This window comes from Mycobacterium sp. NGS68 (genome assembly GCF_059812195.1).
This window is the reverse complement of the sequence record NZ_JCALCE010000016.1, coordinates 104,084-121,802: the sequence shown is the minus strand read 5'-3', so window position 1 is coordinate 121,802 and position 17,719 is coordinate 104,084. Positions and strand designations below refer to the sequence as shown.

Genomic DNA, 17,719 nt, shown 5'->3' with positions numbered 1-17,719 from the left:
GCGACGTGCGGTACGGCTTACATTGGTTTGCTGAAGCGATCGGGGACCACGCGAAGATGGGGCGCGATTATCGGCTGCGGTGGCGCCTTTGTTTGCGTTGCATGTTTGCTGGCGTTGTTCGGCAAGGCCATTGGGCGTACTTCACCCGCCCGGAACTTACCCACGTCCAACCGGTTGAGACGGCGAACGCAGGCTGCAATGCGAAAATGCGGCTGCCCATCGGGCCGGCGCGGATAGTCGCGTCGGAGGCTGAGCGTGGCTGGCCGGACCCCAAAAATTGGTCCAGGGCTAGCGGGAGTCATAGAACTATTTTCAATGTTTAGCTTAGCTTGCAAAAACCTTGCTCGCCCTCCGCGGAGAGAACGCGCGAGGCGTTCTCAGACCTGGAGAATCATGGGCGATCAAATTCTGGCTCGGCAGGCCCAGCGAGGGGCTGTCGGACTCAGTCCCGTCCTATCGGCTCATCGGAGCCGAGCGACTCGCGATGCGATGGTGGACCCGAGCCGCGCCGATCTTGTCCAGCTTGCCCTGGAGAACAGGTAGTCATCTCGGCGCAATCCAGTCGCCGTTTTCCTTGATGCGGCGTACTCGAACGGGCGTAGGAGCAGGTCTAGCCTCGCGCGGACTCAGAGGGAGCGGCCACTATCGTTGGTATGACCGGGATTTCGAGAGTAGACGGTTGGTCCGGTGTCCAGGTGATGGTGGCTTTGCCCGATCTGCTTGGTTGGTAGTGAGTGGGGAAATGACCAAAGAACGGGTTGCGTGGTTGCAGGTAGCGGCCGGCGATCATGAGTCGCAGGGCGTCGCCCGCCCGGAATAGCGTTGCGGACGAGCTTAACGGGATCACGACTTCCATCTTCTCGGCGTCGTGGACCGGTTGCAGTGTCCGGAAGGTGTGTTCAGGCTGATGGGGTGTGCTGCGTAGTGGGTCTAGTTCGCGCAAGGCGAGGCGCAGACGGCCTTGCGCGAGGTGGTCGCGCCCGTATCCGTAGGAGCCCTCAAAGGGAACGGGTTCACCCTGCGACCACTTCTCGGTCCCGACGAACAACCGCGGGTCTTTGGCTCCTGTGGTTGCAATGTGGAGCCGCAGCGTCATTGGACCGCTGAGTTCGGTGTCTTGGTGGAAGTGGTAGTCAAACGCCGCCGCACAGCGCTTCAGCTTGAATGTGACTCTGCCGGCTGGTGGTTCGGTTTCGCTGAGCACGCCGTCGGCGGCCAGGTAGAGTCGTCGCCATTCGGTGCGGCGGATCGGCCATTCCTGTTCGTCGCGCACCTCGACGATGTGATCACGGCGATCCCGGACTTCCAAGCGGATGCGGGGGAGTTCCGCAACATCCTTGTCGCGGAGGTGCCGGTCGAAGAACTGCCGTTGGTAGGTGCAGGCCTCTTCGCTGTAAAAGGTTGCCCATTTGGGTCCGCGGTGGGTGTAGGCGTGGCGGTGCTTGGAGGCGACCTGCTGGAATGCCCGCATCGATCCCACGCTGTGGAGGTTGGCGTCGGAGAAGCTGGCGCACTCCAGGATCGGGACGGTGATTTTCGACAGGTCGGGTGTGATGGCGTCCCACCACGCGTCCCGGAGCGGGTGTCTGCGACGCTCGGCCGCGAAGTTTGGATTCAACCGTGCGATCCGAGCGCTGACGAACAGCCAGACTCGGGCGAAGCCGTTCTCGACCACACCACCGGGGGTGCAGAAATCTCGGTAGGCGTCGGTGAATCCTTCCCACGGGCAAATCGCCTTCAAGGCCGAGGGGTTGAGGGCGGCGACCTTGTACTGCGATAGCGCTAGGTACGACACCCCGAGCATCCCGACTCGGCCGTTCGACCACGGCTGCTCGGCGGCCCATGCGATCACTTGGGAGATGTCGTCGGCTTCCTGGTCGGAGAACAGGTCTCCGCGGCCTTCGGAGTGACCCCCGCCCCGTGTGTCGAGGTTGATGACTGCATAACCCTGCTGGGCCCACCAGGCCGGGTCGGGCGCTTCCCAGCTGGTTTGGTCTGAGATCTCCAAGGGTGCCGGCTGGTTCATGATCCGGAACTGCGGGTTTATTGACCATCGGCCGTGTTTTCGTGTTGGCATCGCATCCTTGCCGTACGGGTGCGCGGACAACAGCACAGGCAACGGATCGCTGGCGCCGGCGGGCCGGAACAGATTGAGCCGCAACGTGACACCGTCGCGCATGCGCACCGGCACATCATGCTGCTTCTCCACATCTGCCGGCATCGGGCGCACCGTGACCGGGGGGCGCAGAAATGCTGCCCTTCGACCCCGCGCGTATGCGGCGCGCCCGCGCCGCTTCCATGGCTTGTCTAATGTTTTCGTCACGATTCGCTACCTTCGTCCACGGATTGGAGCCATGCTCTAGTGCATCATAGCGACACTCTAAAACATAGGTTACTCTATGTCTATGAACGCTGACCGGTCTGCAGGAGGCGATTACCGCAGCCGTCAGAAAAAAGTCGGCGATGCGTTGCGTCGTGATACCCGAAGCCGCCTGCTGGAGGCGGCGGCAACCGAGTTCGCTCGACACGGGTACGCGGGGACAACGGTCAACCGACTTGCCGCGGCAGCTGGGGTATCGCTGCAGACGCTCTACCTCGCGTGGGGGAGCAAGAGGCAATTGCTGCGGGGCTACATGGAGCACGTCCTCGCCGGCGGGGCAGGCTCACCCGAGGATGCCGCCGACCGATTCGGTGGCCTAGCGCCGCAGGAACGATTGGCCGAACTGGCGGATATGGTCGCCGAGATAGCGGGCCGCGCCGCAACGGGATGGCGTCTTTATCGCGACGCCGCTGCTGTGGACCCGGAAATCGCTGCCGACTGGAACGAACTCCAATTGCTCCGCCACCGAACCTTCACCAGAATTCTCACCGACATCCCAACAACGCGACTGCGGGACGGACTCACACGCACGGCCGCGATCGACACCGCATGGACCATCGCCAGTCCTGAGAGCTACGAACTGCTCGTCGGCCGCCTCGACTACGACCTCGACCAATTCCGCCACTGGATGAAACAGACCCTCGTTAACGCGCTGCTCGCGCCAAGCTAGGTCGCTCAGCGCGAACATTCATCCATCGCGTGGGTCCGCTTCACGGTGAGTGCAGCGTGCGGCGTAGCGGGCTGGGGGCTGATAACCCAGCGACGAGTGCCGACGGTGATAGTTGTAGTCGTGTTTCCAATCGCTGATTACCACCCTGGCCCGGTCCAGAGACCAGGAGCTGTGAAGGTTCAAGCATCATCGCGGATCCGGGAGTTGAACGATTCGACGTAGTCGTTGCGCCACGGCTCGCCGGGTGGAATGAACAGAAGACCGAGCTGACCTGACCCTTCGGCCAGCAGCCGATCGGCTGCCACCAGCTTGCGCACAATCTGCTCGGGACTGTCCCGCTTCCTTGCGCCACGATCTTGTGAAGCCTTCCTGCCCACAACGCGGGCCCCAAGACTCTCACCCACCGTGGCTCAGCCAAACGGGGTCAGGCCATGGCTCTCAGAGGCGCTTTCGCCGTACTTATTGAGCACCAACGTAGAGCCGCGGAAAAGGCAGTAGTCCAGTACTGCATACCGGCCTAAAAGGAACGCCAACACTGATAGCCGCCATTAGGAGGGTGCGAGGTGTCTTATGTGATCGCAGCGCCGGACATGATGACATCGGCGGCTACGGATTTGGCCATTATCCGCTCGGACCTCAGCGAGGCTCACGCGGTAGCGGCCCAGTCGACTATTGCTTTGACGCCGGCAGCCGCTGACGAGGTGTCGGTGGGGATCGCGCACCTGTTCTCCGAACGTGCCCAGGGCTATCAAGCGCTCGCCACCAAGGCGACGGCTTTCCACGAGCAGTTTGTTCAGAACTTGAAAGCAAGCGCGGCCACGTACACCAGCATTGAAGACATGCTCGCCGGCTTTTTGCAGAAATTCTGGAGTAATCTGAATTCGATATTAGGCGATGCGGTGCAGATCCCTATCATAGGACCAATCGTAAATCTTGTAGCAAGCATCGCATTAATTCTTGCTCTAGTTGGGGGGTTTTTTGGGTTTTTCCTGGTGTTGGTTCCGATCGGGATAGCCCTTGGATATATGCAAAGCGCTATTAACTGGCTCCTTTCATTATTGCCCTGATAGCAAGGACCGAGAAATCTCCCGTCGCCGATAAGCTCTCGATTTGAACGAAGCAAAATTACTTTCGATATGTTCGTGGTGTGCCACTGGCTGGGGGCTTGATTGATTCGCGAGGAATGCCCTCCTGGCAGTCACACGTTGTCACAACAGGCTCCCTGGCGTCCTGGCCGTCCTGCTGCGGCTCACACCACTCGCCGTGGTTCAGGGCTTTTAGTTCTACCAGCCACCTCCGACAACCAGGCGATTCGGGGCGTCGATCAGCTTGTAGGCCATGGCAATTCCCGCCGCTCGGGATCCGGGGCCCTTGGTCACCTTGGTCCGTAACCGCAAGGTCGCCAACGTCGACTCGATCGGATTCGTCGTTCTCAGGTGGATCCAGTGCTCGGCCGGATACTTGTAGAAGTCCAACAGCACGTCGGCGTCATCGATGATCTTGGCGACCGCCTTGGGATACTTGTCGCCGTAGTCGATCTCGAAGGCCTTGATGGCGACCTGTAGATCTCCTTGATCGCCGCCAACGCAGCTGGATGTGCCGACTTCGGCAGCGCGGGAAAAAACGTTGCCCTGCTTGTGGATCCAGCAACGTTGCTCGCGGGTGGCCCGGAACACCTCCCGGACCGCCTTCCAGAACCCGAGTGCGCCGTCGCGCCCACTTTCACGACACCTCGCCGAGGGTCGTCCACAGGTTCTGATTATTGCTCCAGCTCACGGCGCACCCACCACGAAACGCACACCGCCAATCTCAGCGACCGGCCCGTCACCGTCGGGCAAGCCCGCCAGGTCTGGGGTCAACCAAACCTCGGTAATGCCTTCGGCTCGGCCGTCGGCCGCCGAGACGAACCGCAAGGCTTGGCCGGCCGACTCTAGGCGGACCACAGCTAGCCCGTCGTCCGTCTCCGCGTGGAGCCCCAGAATCTGGGCCCACCGCTGAGCCGCCGCCGCCGGTTTCTCCACCTCGACCGTGATGCCGGCGATGCCGCCGGCGGGGTGATCGGGCGCGGTTCGGGTCCATGCCGGTCCCGCCCAGCGCCATGAGCTACTGGGCGACGCCCAGTCCAGGGACACGATCGCCCCAGGGGTGTCCTTGGGGTGCAGGTGGGTGCCGGCGATGTCGTCGAGGTCAAGCTTCCAGACCACGCGAACGCCCAGATCGGCCACCCGCTGGCGGGCCTCACTAAGCGACGGCATCTGGAATATGGCCATGTAGCCGCTGTCTGATCCACGGCGAGCCAAGTAACGGGCCGCGGTAGCATCGCGCCTTACGGGAGAGACAACTTCCACGAAGGTGTCGCCCACCGCAAAAACGGCATTGACTAGCCCAAACTCGCCGACCCCTGGATCATGGAATGGGTCCGGCCAGCCAAACATCTCCTGCAGGGCAACCGCGACCTTGTCGCAGTCGCGGGCAACCAACGCCACCTGGCGCAGACGCGGACCGGGGGCCAAATCAGAGTCAATGGTTAAAGCTAACACCGTGCGACCCGACGCAGGAACGTAGGCTCTGAGCTGCGGCGATGACTCGACGGTCGTTCAACCAACGGCTATGCTTCCGCGGCGCAATTGTTCCGCTAGTCAAGCGCGGTTGGGTGGTTCGTGTGCCGACAGCGCGAATATCTAAGCAGCACCCGCCCCCAAGGATCAGCCGATGAAATCAAAATTTGCTGTAATCGCCGCGCTCGCAGCTGAGCTTCCTTGTTAACCTTGCCCGATGCCGGGGCCGCTGTCGGCGATACCGTCAGATATACACCGGTGACCTCGGACGGCCTCCTCGGTGTTGTACGACGACGCAACGATGGGCCAGTCGACGACATTGACCGATCAGTCCGCCCCGTGGTCCCTTATATTCACGGTCAATAACGCCTCGCAGATGCTGTCCATAACCGCAAGTACGAAAGGCCAGCCTGCGTCTTCCAGATCGCCGTGAATGGAACGATTAGGGATAAGCAGTCCAGCACGTCGTCCAGCGAGGTCACGTCCTTAGTCCAGTGTTCCGTGACCTAGTAAGCCTGGCCATTGAGTTTCGGTCGTCGGTCAGACGTGAAAGCCATTGCGGCACAGCGTCGCTACGGGGATCGAGAGCGATCGACCTCAGCGGTGTACGGGGGCGTCAACCGAGGGCCTTCGCCGCTGTAGCCACCTTCACGACCAGGCGACGTTCGCGGTTGCGGACGAGAACGAAGTGGTAGTGCTCGTAAAAAGATGAGCCTCGTCGTCTAGTGCATTGACGACGATGACGGGGTCGCCGCGATTTCCGATCCGGCGGCCGCTTTTCGCAGCGACTCTATTTTTATCCAGGATATGTCGTCTCCGCACATTCCGGGGCAGTTCCGTCTAAGGTAAACCCGGTTACGAGCAGCGCAAAGTAAACACAGGTAATTTCCTCATCCGCTAAATGCTCCGATGGGCGGTCTACGAGGGCCCACCGGTGTTGTACGTGGACCGGATTTTGCTGATCGTGCAATCAAACGCAGGTTTGCCTGCCTCGTCGCTGATTTGGGACCTAACCGCGCTTACCTGCGTGGGCGCGCCTGCCACGTCGTGGTGCCCGGCGGGCGGAGCATATGATCCCGGACCTTTGGGAAAGGGTCGGGAACCGAGGAGCTGGCTGTGAGCAGATTTGCCGCGAAGATGTTCCACAACGCCTATACGAGCACCAAGGGCATGGTGACCGGTGAGCCACAGACCCCGGTTCGCCACACGTGGCGCGAGGTTCACGAGCGGGCGCGCCGGATAGCTGGTGGGCTGGCAGCTGCCGGGGTAGGCCATGGCGACGCGGTGGGGGTGTTGGCGGGCGCGCCGGTCGAGATCCCGCCGACCGCGCAGGGGCTGTGGATGCGGGGCGCCAGCCTGACCATGCTGCATCAGCCCACCCCGCGTACCGACCTGGCAATCTGGGCCGAGGACACCACGACCGTCGTCGACATGATCGAGGCCAAGGCGGTCATAGTCTCGGACCCGTTTCAGGCAGCCATACCGGTGCTGGAGGAGCGCGGTATCAAGGTGCTGACCGTCGAGCAGCTGCTCGCATACGAGCCGATCGACCCCATCGAGACCGGCGAGGACGATTTGGCGCTGATGCAGTTGACCTCCGGTTCTACCGGATCTCCCAAAGCTGTTCAGATCACCCATCGCAACTTATTCGCCAATCTCGAGGCGATGTCCATCAGTGCCGAGTTCAACGTCGACACCGACGTGATGATCAGCTGGCTCCCGCTGTTCCACGACATGGGCATGATCGGCTTCTTAACCTTTCCGATGTACTTCGGCGGCGAGTTGGTCAAGGTCACCCCGGCGGACTTCATGCGGGACACGCTGCTGTGGGCCAAGCTGATCGACAGGTACCAGGGGACGATGACGGCGGCCCCCAACTTCGCCTACGCGCTGTTCGCCAAGCGGCTGCGCAAGCAGGCCAAGCCCGGCCAGTTCGACCTGTCCACATTGCGCATCGCACTGTCGGGTGCCGAGCCCGTCGAGCCGGCCGACGTCGAGGACTTGTGTGATGCCGGTGCCCCGTTTGGGCTCAGGCCCCAGGCGATGTTGGCGGCCTACGGGATGGCCGAGGTGACGCTCGCAGTGGCGTTCTCAAAGTGCGGCGCTGGTCTGGTGGTCGATCGGGTGGACGCCGACCTGCTGGCGGCGCTGGGCCGTGCGGTGCGGGCCACCAAGGGCAACACTCGCCGGCTGGCCTCGCTGGGGCCGCTGTTGCAGGGCATCGAGGCTCGCATCGTTGGCGACGACGGCAATATCCTGGCCGCCCGGGGGGTCGGGGTGATCGAGTTGCGTGGCGATTCGGTCACTTCCGGCTATCTCACGATGGGCGGATTCATCGCGGCGCAGGATCGGCACGGCTGGTACGCCACCGGTGACCTCGGTTATCGGATGGAGAACGGTCACGTCATCGTGTGTGGCCGCGTCAAGGACGTCATCATCATGGCCGGGCGGAACATCTACCCAACTGACATCGAGCGGGCGGCGGGCCGGGTGGAAGGTGTGCGCCCGGGTTGTGCAGTGGCCGTGCGACTCGATGCCGGACTTTCGCGCGAGACCTTCGCCGTGGCGGTCGAGTCGAATGCCTTCGAAGACCCCGACGAGGTGCGCCGTATCGAGCACCAGGTGGCGCACGAAGTGCTCGCCGAGGTCGAGATGCGGCCACGCAACGTCGTGGTTCTGGGTCCGGGAACCATCCCGAAGACGGCGTCGGGCAAGCTGCGCCGGTCTAACTCCGTCACCCTCGTTGGTTAGGCTTCCTGCGGCAACTGACTACCGGGCGTACCTGGTTTTGAGCGGGGTCCGGACCCGGTAGCCGAGCAACTCGGTCGCCTGCTCGCAGCTCGCCTGGCTGTGTCAGCCCGATCAATCGTGTTTCGCCGCGTATCGCAGCAGGACCGCGCCGCACGGAAAGGTGCGGGTTTCCAACAGTCGCAGCGAAATCCATGACGGCAGTGTCGGGAAGAACGGGGTGCCACCTCCGACGGCGGTGGGCGCAATCACGAGCCGGTATTCGTCCACCAGTCCGGCCTGCACGATCGGCGCGGCCAACGTCGCCCCGGCCACCTCCAGGGTGCCGTCGGTTTCGGCTTTCAGCTTCGTCACCACCTCGACCGGGTCGCCGCGTTCCAGTTGGGAATTCCAGCCGACGGACTCCAGGGTGCGCGAGAACACGACCTTGGGCATATCGCGCCAGATGCGGGCGAAGTCGACGATGAGGGGTGTCGCGTCTGGGGCCTCGTCGGCGGTCGGCCAGTACGCGGATATCAGTTCGTAGAGCCGCCGACCGTAGAACGCCAAGGCGGTCTCCCGCTCGAAGTCGTTCCAGTACTGATGCAGCTCTTCGCTCGGCTCGCCCCAGTCGATGTTGCCTTGTGTGTCGGCGATGTACCCGTCTACCGACACGTTGAAGCCATAGATGAGTTTGCCCATGCAGACCAGACTGCACTGGAGGGCGAAACTCATCGCTACGGCACGCGACGGTGCGCGCTTGGAGAGCTCCGCGCGCCCGGAGTGGCCAGTCCCGGTGGGGCAACACGTACAGAAAATCGTGACCAAATCGTTGCAAATCTGTCCAATAAGTTTACTATCAAACGATTGATTATTTGTTCCCATGGTCGATCGGCGGAAGGTCAGCGTTGTCCTACGTGGTGGTGGGTCCGGAGGGATTATCTTCGGCAGCAACGGATTTGGCAGGGGTTGGGTCGGCGTTGAGGGCCGCGAACCTGGCGGTGGCGGTTCCGACGACGCAGTTGTTGGCCGCTGGTGGGGATGAGGTGTCGGCGGCGGTAGCGGCGTTGTGGGGCGACTACGCGCGGGCCTTTCAGGCAGTCAGTGCTGGGGCGGCGTCGTTTCACCAACAGTTCGTGCAGGCCCTTAGCGCGGGCGCGAGCGCGTATGTAGGCGCGGACGCGTTCAACGGTTCGTTGTTGCGGACTTTTGAACAGGACGTGTTGGGTGCGATCAATGCGCCCACCCTCGCGTTGTTGGGGCGTCCGCTGATCGGCGACGGTGCCGATGGGGCGGCGGGAACCGGTCAGGCCGGTGGTGCGGGCGGAATCTTGTGGGGTAACGGCGGTGACGGTGGTTCCGGGGCGGCCGGGAAGGCCGGCGGTGCGGGTGGTTCGGCGGGGTTGATTGGCAATGGCGGGGCTGGTGGGAAGGGCGGAACGGGGGTCACCGGTTCGACCGGGGCTGTGGGTCAGATCGGTGATACCGGGGGCAGTGGTGGCGCGGGCGGCGTCGGTGGGCATGGCGGGTTGTTGTACGGCAATGGCGGGGCCGGCGGTGACGGCGGGACCGGGGGCACCGGTGGAACCGGGGGCTCAGCCAACGCTGCAGGCGTGGTGGGTCCCGGCGGCAAGGGCGGCGTCGGCGGAATTGCGGGTGCGGGCGGCGCGCCCGGATTATTGGGCAGCCCTGGTCACGCGGGCTCGGACGGGGGCACCGGTGCCACCGGCGCTCACGGTTACAGCGGCCCCATCGGCACTCCCGGTGACAGCGGCCCCGCCGGAACGTTCCCCGACGTCTTCATCAACCACACCGGCTTGCCTGACAACCAGGTCTACGTGACCGTTATCGGCCAGACCTCACCGGGCCACTGGGCTTGGATCGACCAGAACGGCGTCGCGCACCCGATCGACCACAACGCAGCCAACGCCCCAGACCACCTCACGCACAACGGAAAGAACTACGCCGATATGTCCTTCACCCTCGACGAGGCGGGCAACTTCCGTATGCCGCCCGAACTCCAAGGGGCGCGGATGTATATATCGGAGAAGCAGCCCCTCTACATCGGAATCAGCCCCGACGATAAGGGCTGGGCGGGCCCCAACCCGGCGAATCCGACCGATCCGAATTACACCACGGTCTACGACTGGTACGAGTTGACCTTCAAGAACGGCGCAATTCCCTTCGGCGGCAACACAACACAGGTAGACCAGTTCGGGCTTCCGTTCTCGGCTACGGTGACACAGAACTCCAGCGGCTATTCGGCCACCACCGGCATGACCATGTCGCGGGATCAAGTGTTCCAGCAGTTCAGGGCGACGGAGCCCCAAGCGTTCCAGTCACTTATCGTCAGCGATGCCAACGGCGACCCGGTGCGGATCTTGTCTCCGCGGACCGTCCAGCCCGCAGGCCTGACCACCTGGCTCGATCCACCGATCAACGACTTCTGGACGACCTATCAAACCAAGCCGTTCTACTACGACGGCGCCGGCTACACGGTGCACGGCCAGGTCAACGCGAGCAACCAGTTCGTGTACAGCGTGACCACCGACGGGGGCAGTACCACGACGTACACGATGACGAAACCCACGACGGCGCAAACCTTTGCGGCCAACGGCCCCTACGTCGGCACGGGCCAACAGGGGGCTTTCCTCGCCGAGCTCGATGCGGCATTCAACCGAGGTGTGGCAACTTCGCCGGATCAATGGGACAACGCTTCCGCCTACTACCCGGAGGGGGGACGGTACAACAACTACGCAGAGTTCTTCCACGAGAACAGCATTGACAACAAAGCCTACGGCTTCCCCTATGACGACGTGAACAGCCAAAGTTCCGTGCTGATCCTGGGCAATTCTCGCCCGCCCACACAGCTGACATTCGACATCGGCGATTGACGACTTTCGGTCGACATCAGAGGAGCAATTAGATGGTGAACTTGCTAGTGGGTCCGGAGTTGTTGTCGTCGGCAGCAACGGATTTGGCGGGGGTTGGGTCGGCGTTGAGGGCCGCGAATGTGGCGGTGGCGGTTCCGACGACGCAGTTGTTGGCCGCTGGTGGGGATGAGGTGTCGGCGGCGGTAGCGGCGTTGTGGGGCGACTACGGGCGGGCCTTTCAGGCAGTCAGTGCTGGGGCGGCGTCGTTTCACCAGCAATTCGTGCAGGCCCTTGGCGCGGGGGCGGGCGCGTATGCGGCCGCGGAGGGTCTCAACTCTTCGCTGGTGCAGACCCTGGGGCGCGAGGTGTTGGGTGCGATCAATGCGCCCACCCTCGCGTTGTTGGGGCGTCCGCTGATCGGCGACGGTGCCGATGGGGCGGCGGGAACCGGTCAGGCCGGTGGTGCGGGCGGAATCTTGTGGGGTAACGGCGGTGACGGTGGTTCCGGGGCGGCCGGGAAGGCCGGCGGTGCGGGTGGTTCGGCGGGGTTGATTGGCAATGGCGGGGCTGGTGGGAAGGGCGGAACGGGGGTCACCGGTTCGACCGGGGCTGTGGGTCAGATCGGTGATACCGGGGGCAGTGGTGGCGCGGGCGGCGTCGGTGGGCATGGCGGGTTGTTGTACGGCAATGGCGGGGCCGGCGGTGACGGCGGGACCGGGGGCACCGGTGGAACCGGGGGTTCAGCCAACGCTGCAGGCGTGGTGGGTCCCGGCGGCAAGGGCGGCGTCGGCGGAATTGCGGGTGCGGGCGGTGCGCCCGGATTGTTGGGCATTGCGGGTCACGCGGGCACCGGCGGGGCCGTAGGAGCCACCGGCGCCGGCGGTTCCGGTGGCACCGGTGGCGGCGGCTGGCACGAAATCTTCCGCGACGACTTCACCGGCGCCGCCGGCTCCCCGGTCAACAGCGCCAACTGGATCTACGATCTGGGCCACGGTTATCCCGGCGGAGCCAGCAACTGGGGCACCGGCGAGATCGAGACGATGACCAACAGCACCAACAACGTCTACCTCGACGGCAACGGTCACCTTGCGATCAAGCCCATCAAGGACGCCGCCGGCAACTGGACGTCGGGCCGAATCGAGACGCAGCGCACGGACTTTGAGGCCCCGCCCGGCGGGGTGCTGCGTATCGAGGCGTCGATTGAGCAGCCCAACGTCAACACCACCAACGGGAAGGGCTATTGGCCGGCGTTCTGGGCCCTCGGTGACGCGGCGCGTGGTACCGGCGCCTCGAACTGGCCGGGCATCGGCGAGCTCGACATCATGGAGTCCATCAACGGCCGTAGTTCGGTGTTCGGCACCGTACACGGCGGTACCTACCCCGGCGGGCCGTTCAACGAACCCACCGGAATCGGCTCGGGCGAACGTCCGGTGACCAACGCCGGAACCACTTTTCACACCTACGCCGTCGAACTGGACCGCAGTACGAGCGTCGAGCAGTTGCGGTACTACCTCGACGGCAACAACTACTACACGGTCAACGAAAACCAAGTCCCAGAGGCCATGTGGGACGCCGCCACCCACCACGGGTACTTCGTCATCCTGGACGTGGCGATGGGCGGCGGCTTCCCAGCCGCGTTCGGCGGCGGCCCAACTGGCGCAACGATTTCCGGGCAGCCGATGCTCGTCGACTACGTCTCGGTGTCCACGAAGGACTGATCGACAGATCGGGTGTGGGCGTACGGCACGCGAGCCATGTGGCGCTCGTTCATGCCGCCCACCTTAGGACTGTCGCAGTGTCGATCGGGCACCATGGCGGTATGTCGTTGTCGGAGAGGGCGCTGCTCAGCGTGGCCGGTGAGCGGACTACGCCCGAGGCGAAGACTATGTCCGGTACGTCCGCGGGTTGGCGGGTGACAGCCGCGAAAGCCCACGCGTCGGTCCAGGCCAACCCGATGGTTCCTGCACCTGCCCGCACGCCGCCGACGGAAACGTCTGCAAGCACCTGGTCGCGGTCGGACTCGCGGTGATCGACAGCGGCGCCGTCGACGGCTCTCAGGTCACGCCAGCGCTGGAAGCGACCTTGCAAGCGATGGACGTCAATGAGCTTGGTGAACTCGTCCTGACTCTCGCCCAGAGCGACGGCGAACTGCGCCGCATGCTGGAGATTCGCGCCACGGCCGCATCCGGTGACGACAGGACCGCGAAAGCCGAGTTCGAAGACTACGTGCGAAACGCCCTGGAAAATATCCGTGCCACCTCGCCGGGATGGCCGACGCTGCCGCTCTCGGATTTCGTCGGCGCGTTCGACGACCGTGCCCGCGGTGATGAAGGCACTGCAAGCGAAGAGGCTCTGAGGGCTTCACGCACTATCCGTGATGCGGCGGTCGCTCGTCGTGGAGTCGGCGCTCGTCCGATGCCGCGCGCGCCTGTTCCTCGTCTTCGTACCTCTCCAAGTCCGCGGGGTCGGGGCGGACCCGCGGCGGTTTCGGCCCGGCGGGTTGTGAACGTGGAGATGTGGGCATACACGATTGTCCCGCGCGGCGGGACACCGTGTGAAATTGCGACCGCATGTTCAGGCGACGGGGGGGCTTCCTGAACGACACGCCGATCCAGCCAGCCACGGGGGTGGACGACGACCTGCCTCAGGTCGTCGCTGACACCGTGGCCGACATGCTCGACAAGCCGCGCGCACGCGGTTGGATTCACGCGTTTTCGGCGGTCGCCGCCGTGGTGGCCGGTGCGGCGCTGGTGTCGGCCGCAGCTATCGAGGCGTCCCCGATCGCCCGTTGGGCGACCCTGATCTACGCCGCGACGATCATCGCCATGTTCAGCGTCAGTGCCGCCTACCACCGCGTGCGCTGGCGCTCCCGCAGCGCCCACAAATGGATGCAGCGCGTCGACCATTCGATGATTTTCATCTTCATAGCCGGCAGCTACACGCCTTTCGCGTTGCTGGCGATGCCGCGGCACACCGGGATGTTGGTGCTGACGATCGTGTGTGTGGGTGCGGCCGTCGGAGTGGCCCTGAAGATGCTGTGGCCGTCGGCGCCGCGGGTGGTGGGCGTGCCCATGTACCTGCTGCTCGGCTGGGTGGCGATTTGGTTCGCCAGAACCCTTCTCGATGGCGCCGGTTTGGTAGCCGTCGTGTTGCTCGTAACCGGAGGCGTGCTGTACAACGTGGGCGCCGTACTTTACGGCTTCGGTTGGCCCAACCCGTGGCCGCAGACCTTCGGCTATCACGAGTTCTTTCACGCATTCACCGTCGCCGCGGCTGCCTGCCACTACATCGCGACCTGGGTCGTCGTGCTGTCGCCGGTGCATGTGTGACATCGGTCCCGTGATTCGATGTGCACACGTGCCCGGCGCAGGCTATGAATCTACGGTGAGCACCCACCACGTGAATCTGACCCCACAGGAAAATTCGTTGATCGGCGAGAGCCACCCCGAGGCGCTGGCGCGCATGGACGAGAAGTCGCTGAAGGAACTGCAAAACCGACTTAGGCAGGCACGCGAGAAGAACTTCAGCTTGCTGCGACGCCAGGGTGCGGCTCGGGTGCAGACCGAAGGTGGCCGCGGCGCCGCGCAGCCGGCCAACGAGAAGCGCGGCGAGAAGGTGGAGATCTTCGACGAGGCACTGGCGCGGGTGAAAGAGTGCCTCGATGCGATTTAGACGGGAGCCTGCCTACCGCAAGTAGACAAGGGCGTTGTTGCCGCCCTGGCACACCGAGCCCGCGGACGTACAGGTCATCGTGTACGTCTGTCCGGTAACCGGGCTGCGCACCTCGAACGGTTGCGAGCCGACACCGTGGGCGTGATAGGCCTCGGCAGTGCTCATGGCGAATCCGCACGAGGTGTCGGAATTGCCGGCGTAGACCGAGGCCCCGCGGCTGGACTTGCCGCAGAAGGTGTCCGCCATGGCCGTCGGCGCCGCGGCCACGGTAAGCCCCGCGGCCGCCAAGGACACGACGGAAACTCCGAGAACATGTTTGATCATCGGGCGGACCTTTCTCTGCGTGCTGTCATAGCCTGGCCCGAATCGAGTCCGATTCGCAAGGGCCAACAGGCAGCCTTACCTGCGGACATGAGAATCACGTAAGTCCTCGTCTCAGCAGGAACCGCTGAGATACCGGCGCCGTTGGACGATCGAAGGGAGCGGACCGCACGTCCGCTGAGGGGGAGGAATCTATGGCGATCTCTGATGTTCCGGCTTTTGCACACTTGACTGCCGCCGATATCGACAATCTGGCAGTTGAGCTGGACGCGATCCGGCTGGACATCGAGGACTCGCTCGGCGAGCGCGACGCCCGCTACATCCGCCGCAGCATCGCCGCGCAGCGCGGCCTCGATGTAGTGGGCCGGGTCCTGCTGGCCGGCAGTTCGAAACGCTGGGCGTGGTGGACCGGAACGGTGACCCTCGCTCTGGCCAAGATCATCGAGAACATGGAACTCGGCCACAACGTCATGCACGGCCAGTGGAATTGGATGAATGATCCCGAGATTCACTCCACCACCTGGGAGTGGGACATGAATGCGGTGTCGAGGCACTGGGTTTCGGCGCACAATCATCAGCATCACAAGTACACCAACATCCTCGGCATGGATGACGACATCGGGTACTTCATCCTGCGGGTGACCCGGGATCAGTCGTGGCAGCCCTATAACGTCGGCAACCTGTTGTTCAATGCCGTGCTCGCGCTGGCCTTCGAGTGGGGGATCGGTTTACAGACGATCGATTTGGAAAAGCTGTTCAAGGCAGGCCCCGAACGCGACTTCACCCTCCAACAAACGCGTGAGTTCCTGGCCAAGATCGGAGGTCAGCTGTTCAAGGATTATGTTGGCCACCCGGCGCTTACCTCGTTGTCGCCTGCGGCGACCTATACATCGACGCTGAAGGCCAACATCGTGGCCAACGTGATCCGCAACATCTGGGCCAACGCGGTGATCTTCTGCGGCCATTTCCCCGACGGCGCAGAGAAATTCACCGAGACCGACATGAGCGGAGAATCCAAGGGCGAGTGGTACCTTCGGCAGATGTTGGGTAGCGCCAACTTCGACGCCGGGCGAGCGCTACGGTTCATGAGCGGCAACCTATGCCACCAGATTGAGCACCATCTGTATCCGGACCTGCCGAGTAACCGGCTGCACGAGGTGTCGATACGGGTGCGGGCCCTGTGCGACAAATACGACTTGCCTTACACCACAGGATCATTCCTGATCCAGTACGGCAAGGTGTGGCGCACGATCGCGAAACTCTCGTTGCCGGACAAGTTTTTACGCGACACCGCAGACGACGCCCCGGAAACCCGCAGCGAGCGGATGTTCGACGAACTGGGGGCCGGCTTCGCCAAGTCCGATCCTGCGACGGGGCGCCGCCGCGGACTCAAGGCCGCGATAGCGGCGGTGCGGCAACGGCGTCGGGCAGCGTGATGAACGCGCAGGAACTGTCCGACGAGCTCGGTCACCCCGGCGCGGTCGAGCTGCTCTCCGGTTCGATGGCCCGGCTCGCCTACAACGGGTACGACGGCTTTCCGCGGGCAATCCCCGTCGGGTTCCATTGGACCGGCGAACGTATCGTGGTCTCCACGGCGCCGACCTCGCCGAAGGCCCGCGCGCTTTCGTCCCGTCCGCAAGTCGCATTGACGATCGACACCGGCTCCACGCCAGAAGAGGCGAAGGCGCTGTTAATACGTGGTCTGGCCACACTGGAAACCGTCGACGGGATCACCGACGAGTACCTCGCGTCGGCGCGGAGGTCGATGGACGAATCCCAACTTGCCGAGTTCGAACGCAACGTGCGATCGACGTACCGGCAAATGGTCCGCATCGCGATCGAGCCGGTGTGGGCGCGGTTCTATGACTTTGGCGCCGGCCGGTTGCCGGGCTTCCTCGCAGACCTCGCCAACGAGGGCTAGTCAATCGGTCTACCCTGCAAAAGAGGAAGAGGGAGGGTACGCGATGCTCGCAGCGTTCGGATTCGAGAACATGGGCGTGGTCGTCGGGGACATGTACTTCGTCGATCCCACCCCGCTGGCCGGCCAGGAAACCCCCGAACGGGGCGTCAGATTGGAGCTGCGCCTCGTCGACCGCGCTGCGCCGCAAGGGTCGATCTACGCCGGCGTCCCGATCACCTTTGCCCGGCCGGTGTGGCGGGTGGATCTGTTCGGGTCGACCAAGAGCCCGGCCGGGACGCTGGACCGAGCCCATCACCATCCGCGCTTCGACGGCTGGGAACCCGGGCCCCGACACTTCGTCGCCGAGCTGTCGGCCGACCCGCTGTCCTGGCTTGCCGATCAGCTGGCCGACCCGGCCACGGTGCTGGCTCGGGCCGGTGTCGACAGCGACCTCTTTACCGACGCCGACAGGACCGGACTCGCCGCGGCAGCCCCGGAGATCCTCGCCGCCGTGCAACGTCTGCTCGAGGGCGTGCGCGATGGGGAATTGGCCCCCGCCCCCGCCGAGCCCGTCGCCGCCGCCCGCACCGGCTGGCTCTGACCCCCGATACGCCATAA

The 17,719-nt window shown here is 63.9% G+C and carries 15 protein-coding genes and 3 pseudogenes; 12 read left to right on the top strand and 6 right to left on the bottom strand.

The annotated features are described in order from the left end of the window. Positions 1 to 610: 610 nt before the first annotated feature. Positions 611 to 2,221, bottom strand: a complete 1,611-nt coding sequence (locus tag AC5Y5V_RS18675; RefSeq protein ID WP_499938268.1) for a CocE/NonD family hydrolase — start codon at positions 2,219 to 2,221, stop codon at positions 611 to 613. A gap of 184 nt (positions 2,222 to 2,405) precedes the next feature. Between AC5Y5V_RS18675 and AC5Y5V_RS18670 the strand changes: the two genes are divergently transcribed. Next, positions 2,406 to 3,050 carry a TetR/AcrR family transcriptional regulator gene (locus tag AC5Y5V_RS18670; RefSeq protein WP_499938266.1) on the top strand — a complete coding sequence of 215 codons (645 nt, stop codon included), beginning with the start codon at positions 2,406 to 2,408 and terminating at the stop codon, positions 3,048 to 3,050. Between the two features lie 18 nt (positions 3,051 to 3,068). On the opposite strand, the pseudogene AC5Y5V_RS18665 reads toward AC5Y5V_RS18670, so the two are convergent. Next, positions 3,069 to 3,322: pseudogene (locus tag AC5Y5V_RS18665) on the bottom strand (integrase core domain-containing protein); the annotation flags it as partial. 291 nt (positions 3,323 to 3,613) lie between these two features. On the opposite strand from AC5Y5V_RS18665, the gene AC5Y5V_RS18660 reads away from it, so the two are divergent. Further along, complete coding sequence (locus AC5Y5V_RS18660) at positions 3,614 to 4,117, top strand: PE family protein (protein ID WP_499938264.1); 504 nt, start codon at positions 3,614 to 3,616, stop codon at positions 4,115 to 4,117. A 216-nt stretch (positions 4,118 to 4,333) separates the two neighbouring features. Here AC5Y5V_RS18660 and AC5Y5V_RS18655 read toward each other — a convergent pair. Further along, positions 4,334 to 4,762 (bottom strand): annotated as a pseudogene (locus AC5Y5V_RS18655) (transposase); the annotation flags it as partial. Positions 4,763 to 4,822: 60 nt separating this feature from the next. Then, positions 4,823 to 5,305 carry a hypothetical protein gene (locus tag AC5Y5V_RS18650; protein WP_499938262.1) on the bottom strand — a complete coding sequence of 161 codons (483 nt, stop codon included), beginning with the start codon at positions 5,303 to 5,305 and terminating at the stop codon, positions 4,823 to 4,825. 1,419 nt (positions 5,306 to 6,724) lie between these two features. Between AC5Y5V_RS18650 and AC5Y5V_RS18645 the strand changes: the two genes are divergently transcribed. Further along, entirely contained in the window at positions 6,725 to 8,359 is a 1,635-nt protein-coding gene (locus AC5Y5V_RS18645) for a fatty acyl-AMP ligase (protein ID WP_499938260.1), read from the top strand. Positions 8,360 to 8,470: 111 nt separating this feature from the next. Here the strand turns inward: AC5Y5V_RS18645 and AC5Y5V_RS18640 are convergent, their stop codons facing one another. After that, positions 8,471 to 9,037, bottom strand: coding sequence for a dihydrofolate reductase family protein (locus tag AC5Y5V_RS18640; protein WP_499938258.1), 567 nt, complete (start codon positions 9,035 to 9,037; stop codon positions 8,471 to 8,473). A 206-nt stretch (positions 9,038 to 9,243) separates the two neighbouring features. Between AC5Y5V_RS18640 and AC5Y5V_RS18635 the strand changes: the two genes are divergently transcribed. The 6 genes and pseudogenes from AC5Y5V_RS18635 (at position 9,244) to AC5Y5V_RS18610 (ending at position 14,880) form a co-directional block, all read left to right on the top strand. Further along, the gene (locus AC5Y5V_RS18635) at positions 9,244 to 11,229 is read left to right on the top strand and encodes a glycoside hydrolase family 64 protein (RefSeq protein ID WP_499938256.1); all 1,986 of its coding nucleotides are present in this window, start codon (positions 9,244 to 9,246) and stop codon (positions 11,227 to 11,229) included. Between the two features lie 32 nt (positions 11,230 to 11,261). Beyond that, complete coding sequence (locus AC5Y5V_RS18630; protein ID WP_499938254.1) at positions 11,262 to 12,926, top strand: PE domain-containing protein; 1,665 nt, start codon at positions 11,262 to 11,264, stop codon at positions 12,924 to 12,926. 187 nt (positions 12,927 to 13,113) lie between these two features. Continuing rightward, positions 13,114 to 13,221 (top strand): annotated as a pseudogene (locus tag AC5Y5V_RS18625) (SWIM zinc finger family protein); the annotation flags it as partial. Between the two features lie 12 nt (positions 13,222 to 13,233). Continuing rightward, positions 13,234 to 13,806, top strand: coding sequence for a hypothetical protein (locus tag AC5Y5V_RS18620; protein WP_499938361.1), 573 nt, complete (start codon positions 13,234 to 13,236; stop codon positions 13,804 to 13,806). Next, positions 13,779 to 14,537, top strand: a complete 759-nt coding sequence (trhA, locus tag AC5Y5V_RS18615) for a PAQR family membrane homeostasis protein TrhA (protein ID WP_499938252.1) — start codon at positions 13,779 to 13,781, stop codon at positions 14,535 to 14,537. Before AC5Y5V_RS18620 ends, trhA begins: the two co-directional genes overlap by 28 nt. 55 nt (positions 14,538 to 14,592) lie before the next feature. Beyond that, complete coding sequence (locus AC5Y5V_RS18610; RefSeq protein ID WP_499938250.1) at positions 14,593 to 14,880, top strand: hypothetical protein; 288 nt, start codon at positions 14,593 to 14,595, stop codon at positions 14,878 to 14,880. A 12-nt stretch (positions 14,881 to 14,892) separates the two neighbouring features. Here AC5Y5V_RS18610 and AC5Y5V_RS18605 read toward each other — a convergent pair whose 3' ends face one another. Next, complete coding sequence (locus tag AC5Y5V_RS18605; RefSeq protein ID WP_499938248.1) at positions 14,893 to 15,204, bottom strand: hypothetical protein; 312 nt, start codon at positions 15,202 to 15,204, stop codon at positions 14,893 to 14,895. A 191-nt stretch (positions 15,205 to 15,395) separates the two neighbouring features. Between AC5Y5V_RS18605 and AC5Y5V_RS18600 the strand changes: the two genes are divergently transcribed. The 3 genes from AC5Y5V_RS18600 to AC5Y5V_RS18590 are packed head-to-tail and all read left to right on the top strand — an operon-like array spanning position 15,396 to position 17,702. Beyond that, positions 15,396 to 16,637: a fatty acid desaturase family protein gene (locus tag AC5Y5V_RS18600; protein WP_499938245.1), complete on the top strand. Its 1,242-nt coding sequence runs from the start codon at positions 15,396 to 15,398 to the stop codon at positions 16,635 to 16,637. Beyond that, positions 16,637 to 17,122 (top strand): pyridoxamine 5'-phosphate oxidase family protein, encoded by a 486-nt coding sequence (locus AC5Y5V_RS18595; RefSeq protein ID WP_499938241.1) that lies wholly within the window; start codon positions 16,637 to 16,639, stop codon positions 17,120 to 17,122. The genes AC5Y5V_RS18600 and AC5Y5V_RS18595 overlap by 1 nt, the downstream gene beginning before the upstream one ends. Positions 17,123 to 17,165: 43 nt before the next feature. Beyond that, a complete protein-coding gene (locus AC5Y5V_RS18590) occupies positions 17,166 to 17,702 on the top strand; it encodes a hypothetical protein (protein WP_499938239.1) in 537 nt (178 codons plus the stop codon). Positions 17,703 to 17,719: the final 17 nt, after the last annotated feature.

Bases quoted from the DNA above. Each gene is read 5' to 3' on its own strand.
- AC5Y5V_RS18600 (WP_499938245.1), top strand. From the start codon at position 15,396: ATGGCGATCTCTGATGTTCCGGCTTTTGCACACTTGACTGCCGCCGAT.
- AC5Y5V_RS18675 (WP_499938268.1), bottom strand. From the start codon at position 2,221: ATGCCGGCAGATGTGGAGAAGCAGCATGATGTGCCGGTGCGCATGCGC.
- AC5Y5V_RS18650 (WP_499938262.1), bottom strand. From the start codon at position 5,305: ATGCCGTCGCTTAGTGAGGCCCGCCAGCGGGTGGCCGATCTGGGCGTT.
- trhA (WP_499938252.1), top strand. From the start codon at position 13,779: ATGTTCAGGCGACGGGGGGGCTTCCTGAACGACACGCCGATCCAGCCA.
- AC5Y5V_RS18595 (WP_499938241.1), top strand. From the start codon at position 16,637: ATGAACGCGCAGGAACTGTCCGACGAGCTCGGTCACCCCGGCGCGGTC.
- AC5Y5V_RS18630 (WP_499938254.1), top strand. From the start codon at position 11,262: ATGGTGAACTTGCTAGTGGGTCCGGAGTTGTTGTCGTCGGCAGCAACG.
- AC5Y5V_RS18640 (WP_499938258.1), bottom strand. From the start codon at position 9,037: ATGGGCAAACTCATCTATGGCTTCAACGTGTCGGTAGACGGGTACATC.
- AC5Y5V_RS18605 (WP_499938248.1), bottom strand. From the start codon at position 15,204: ATGATCAAACATGTTCTCGGAGTTTCCGTCGTGTCCTTGGCGGCCGCG.
- AC5Y5V_RS18590 (WP_499938239.1), top strand. From the start codon at position 17,166: ATGCTCGCAGCGTTCGGATTCGAGAACATGGGCGTGGTCGTCGGGGAC.
- AC5Y5V_RS18670 (WP_499938266.1), top strand. From the start codon at position 2,406: ATGAACGCTGACCGGTCTGCAGGAGGCGATTACCGCAGCCGTCAGAAA.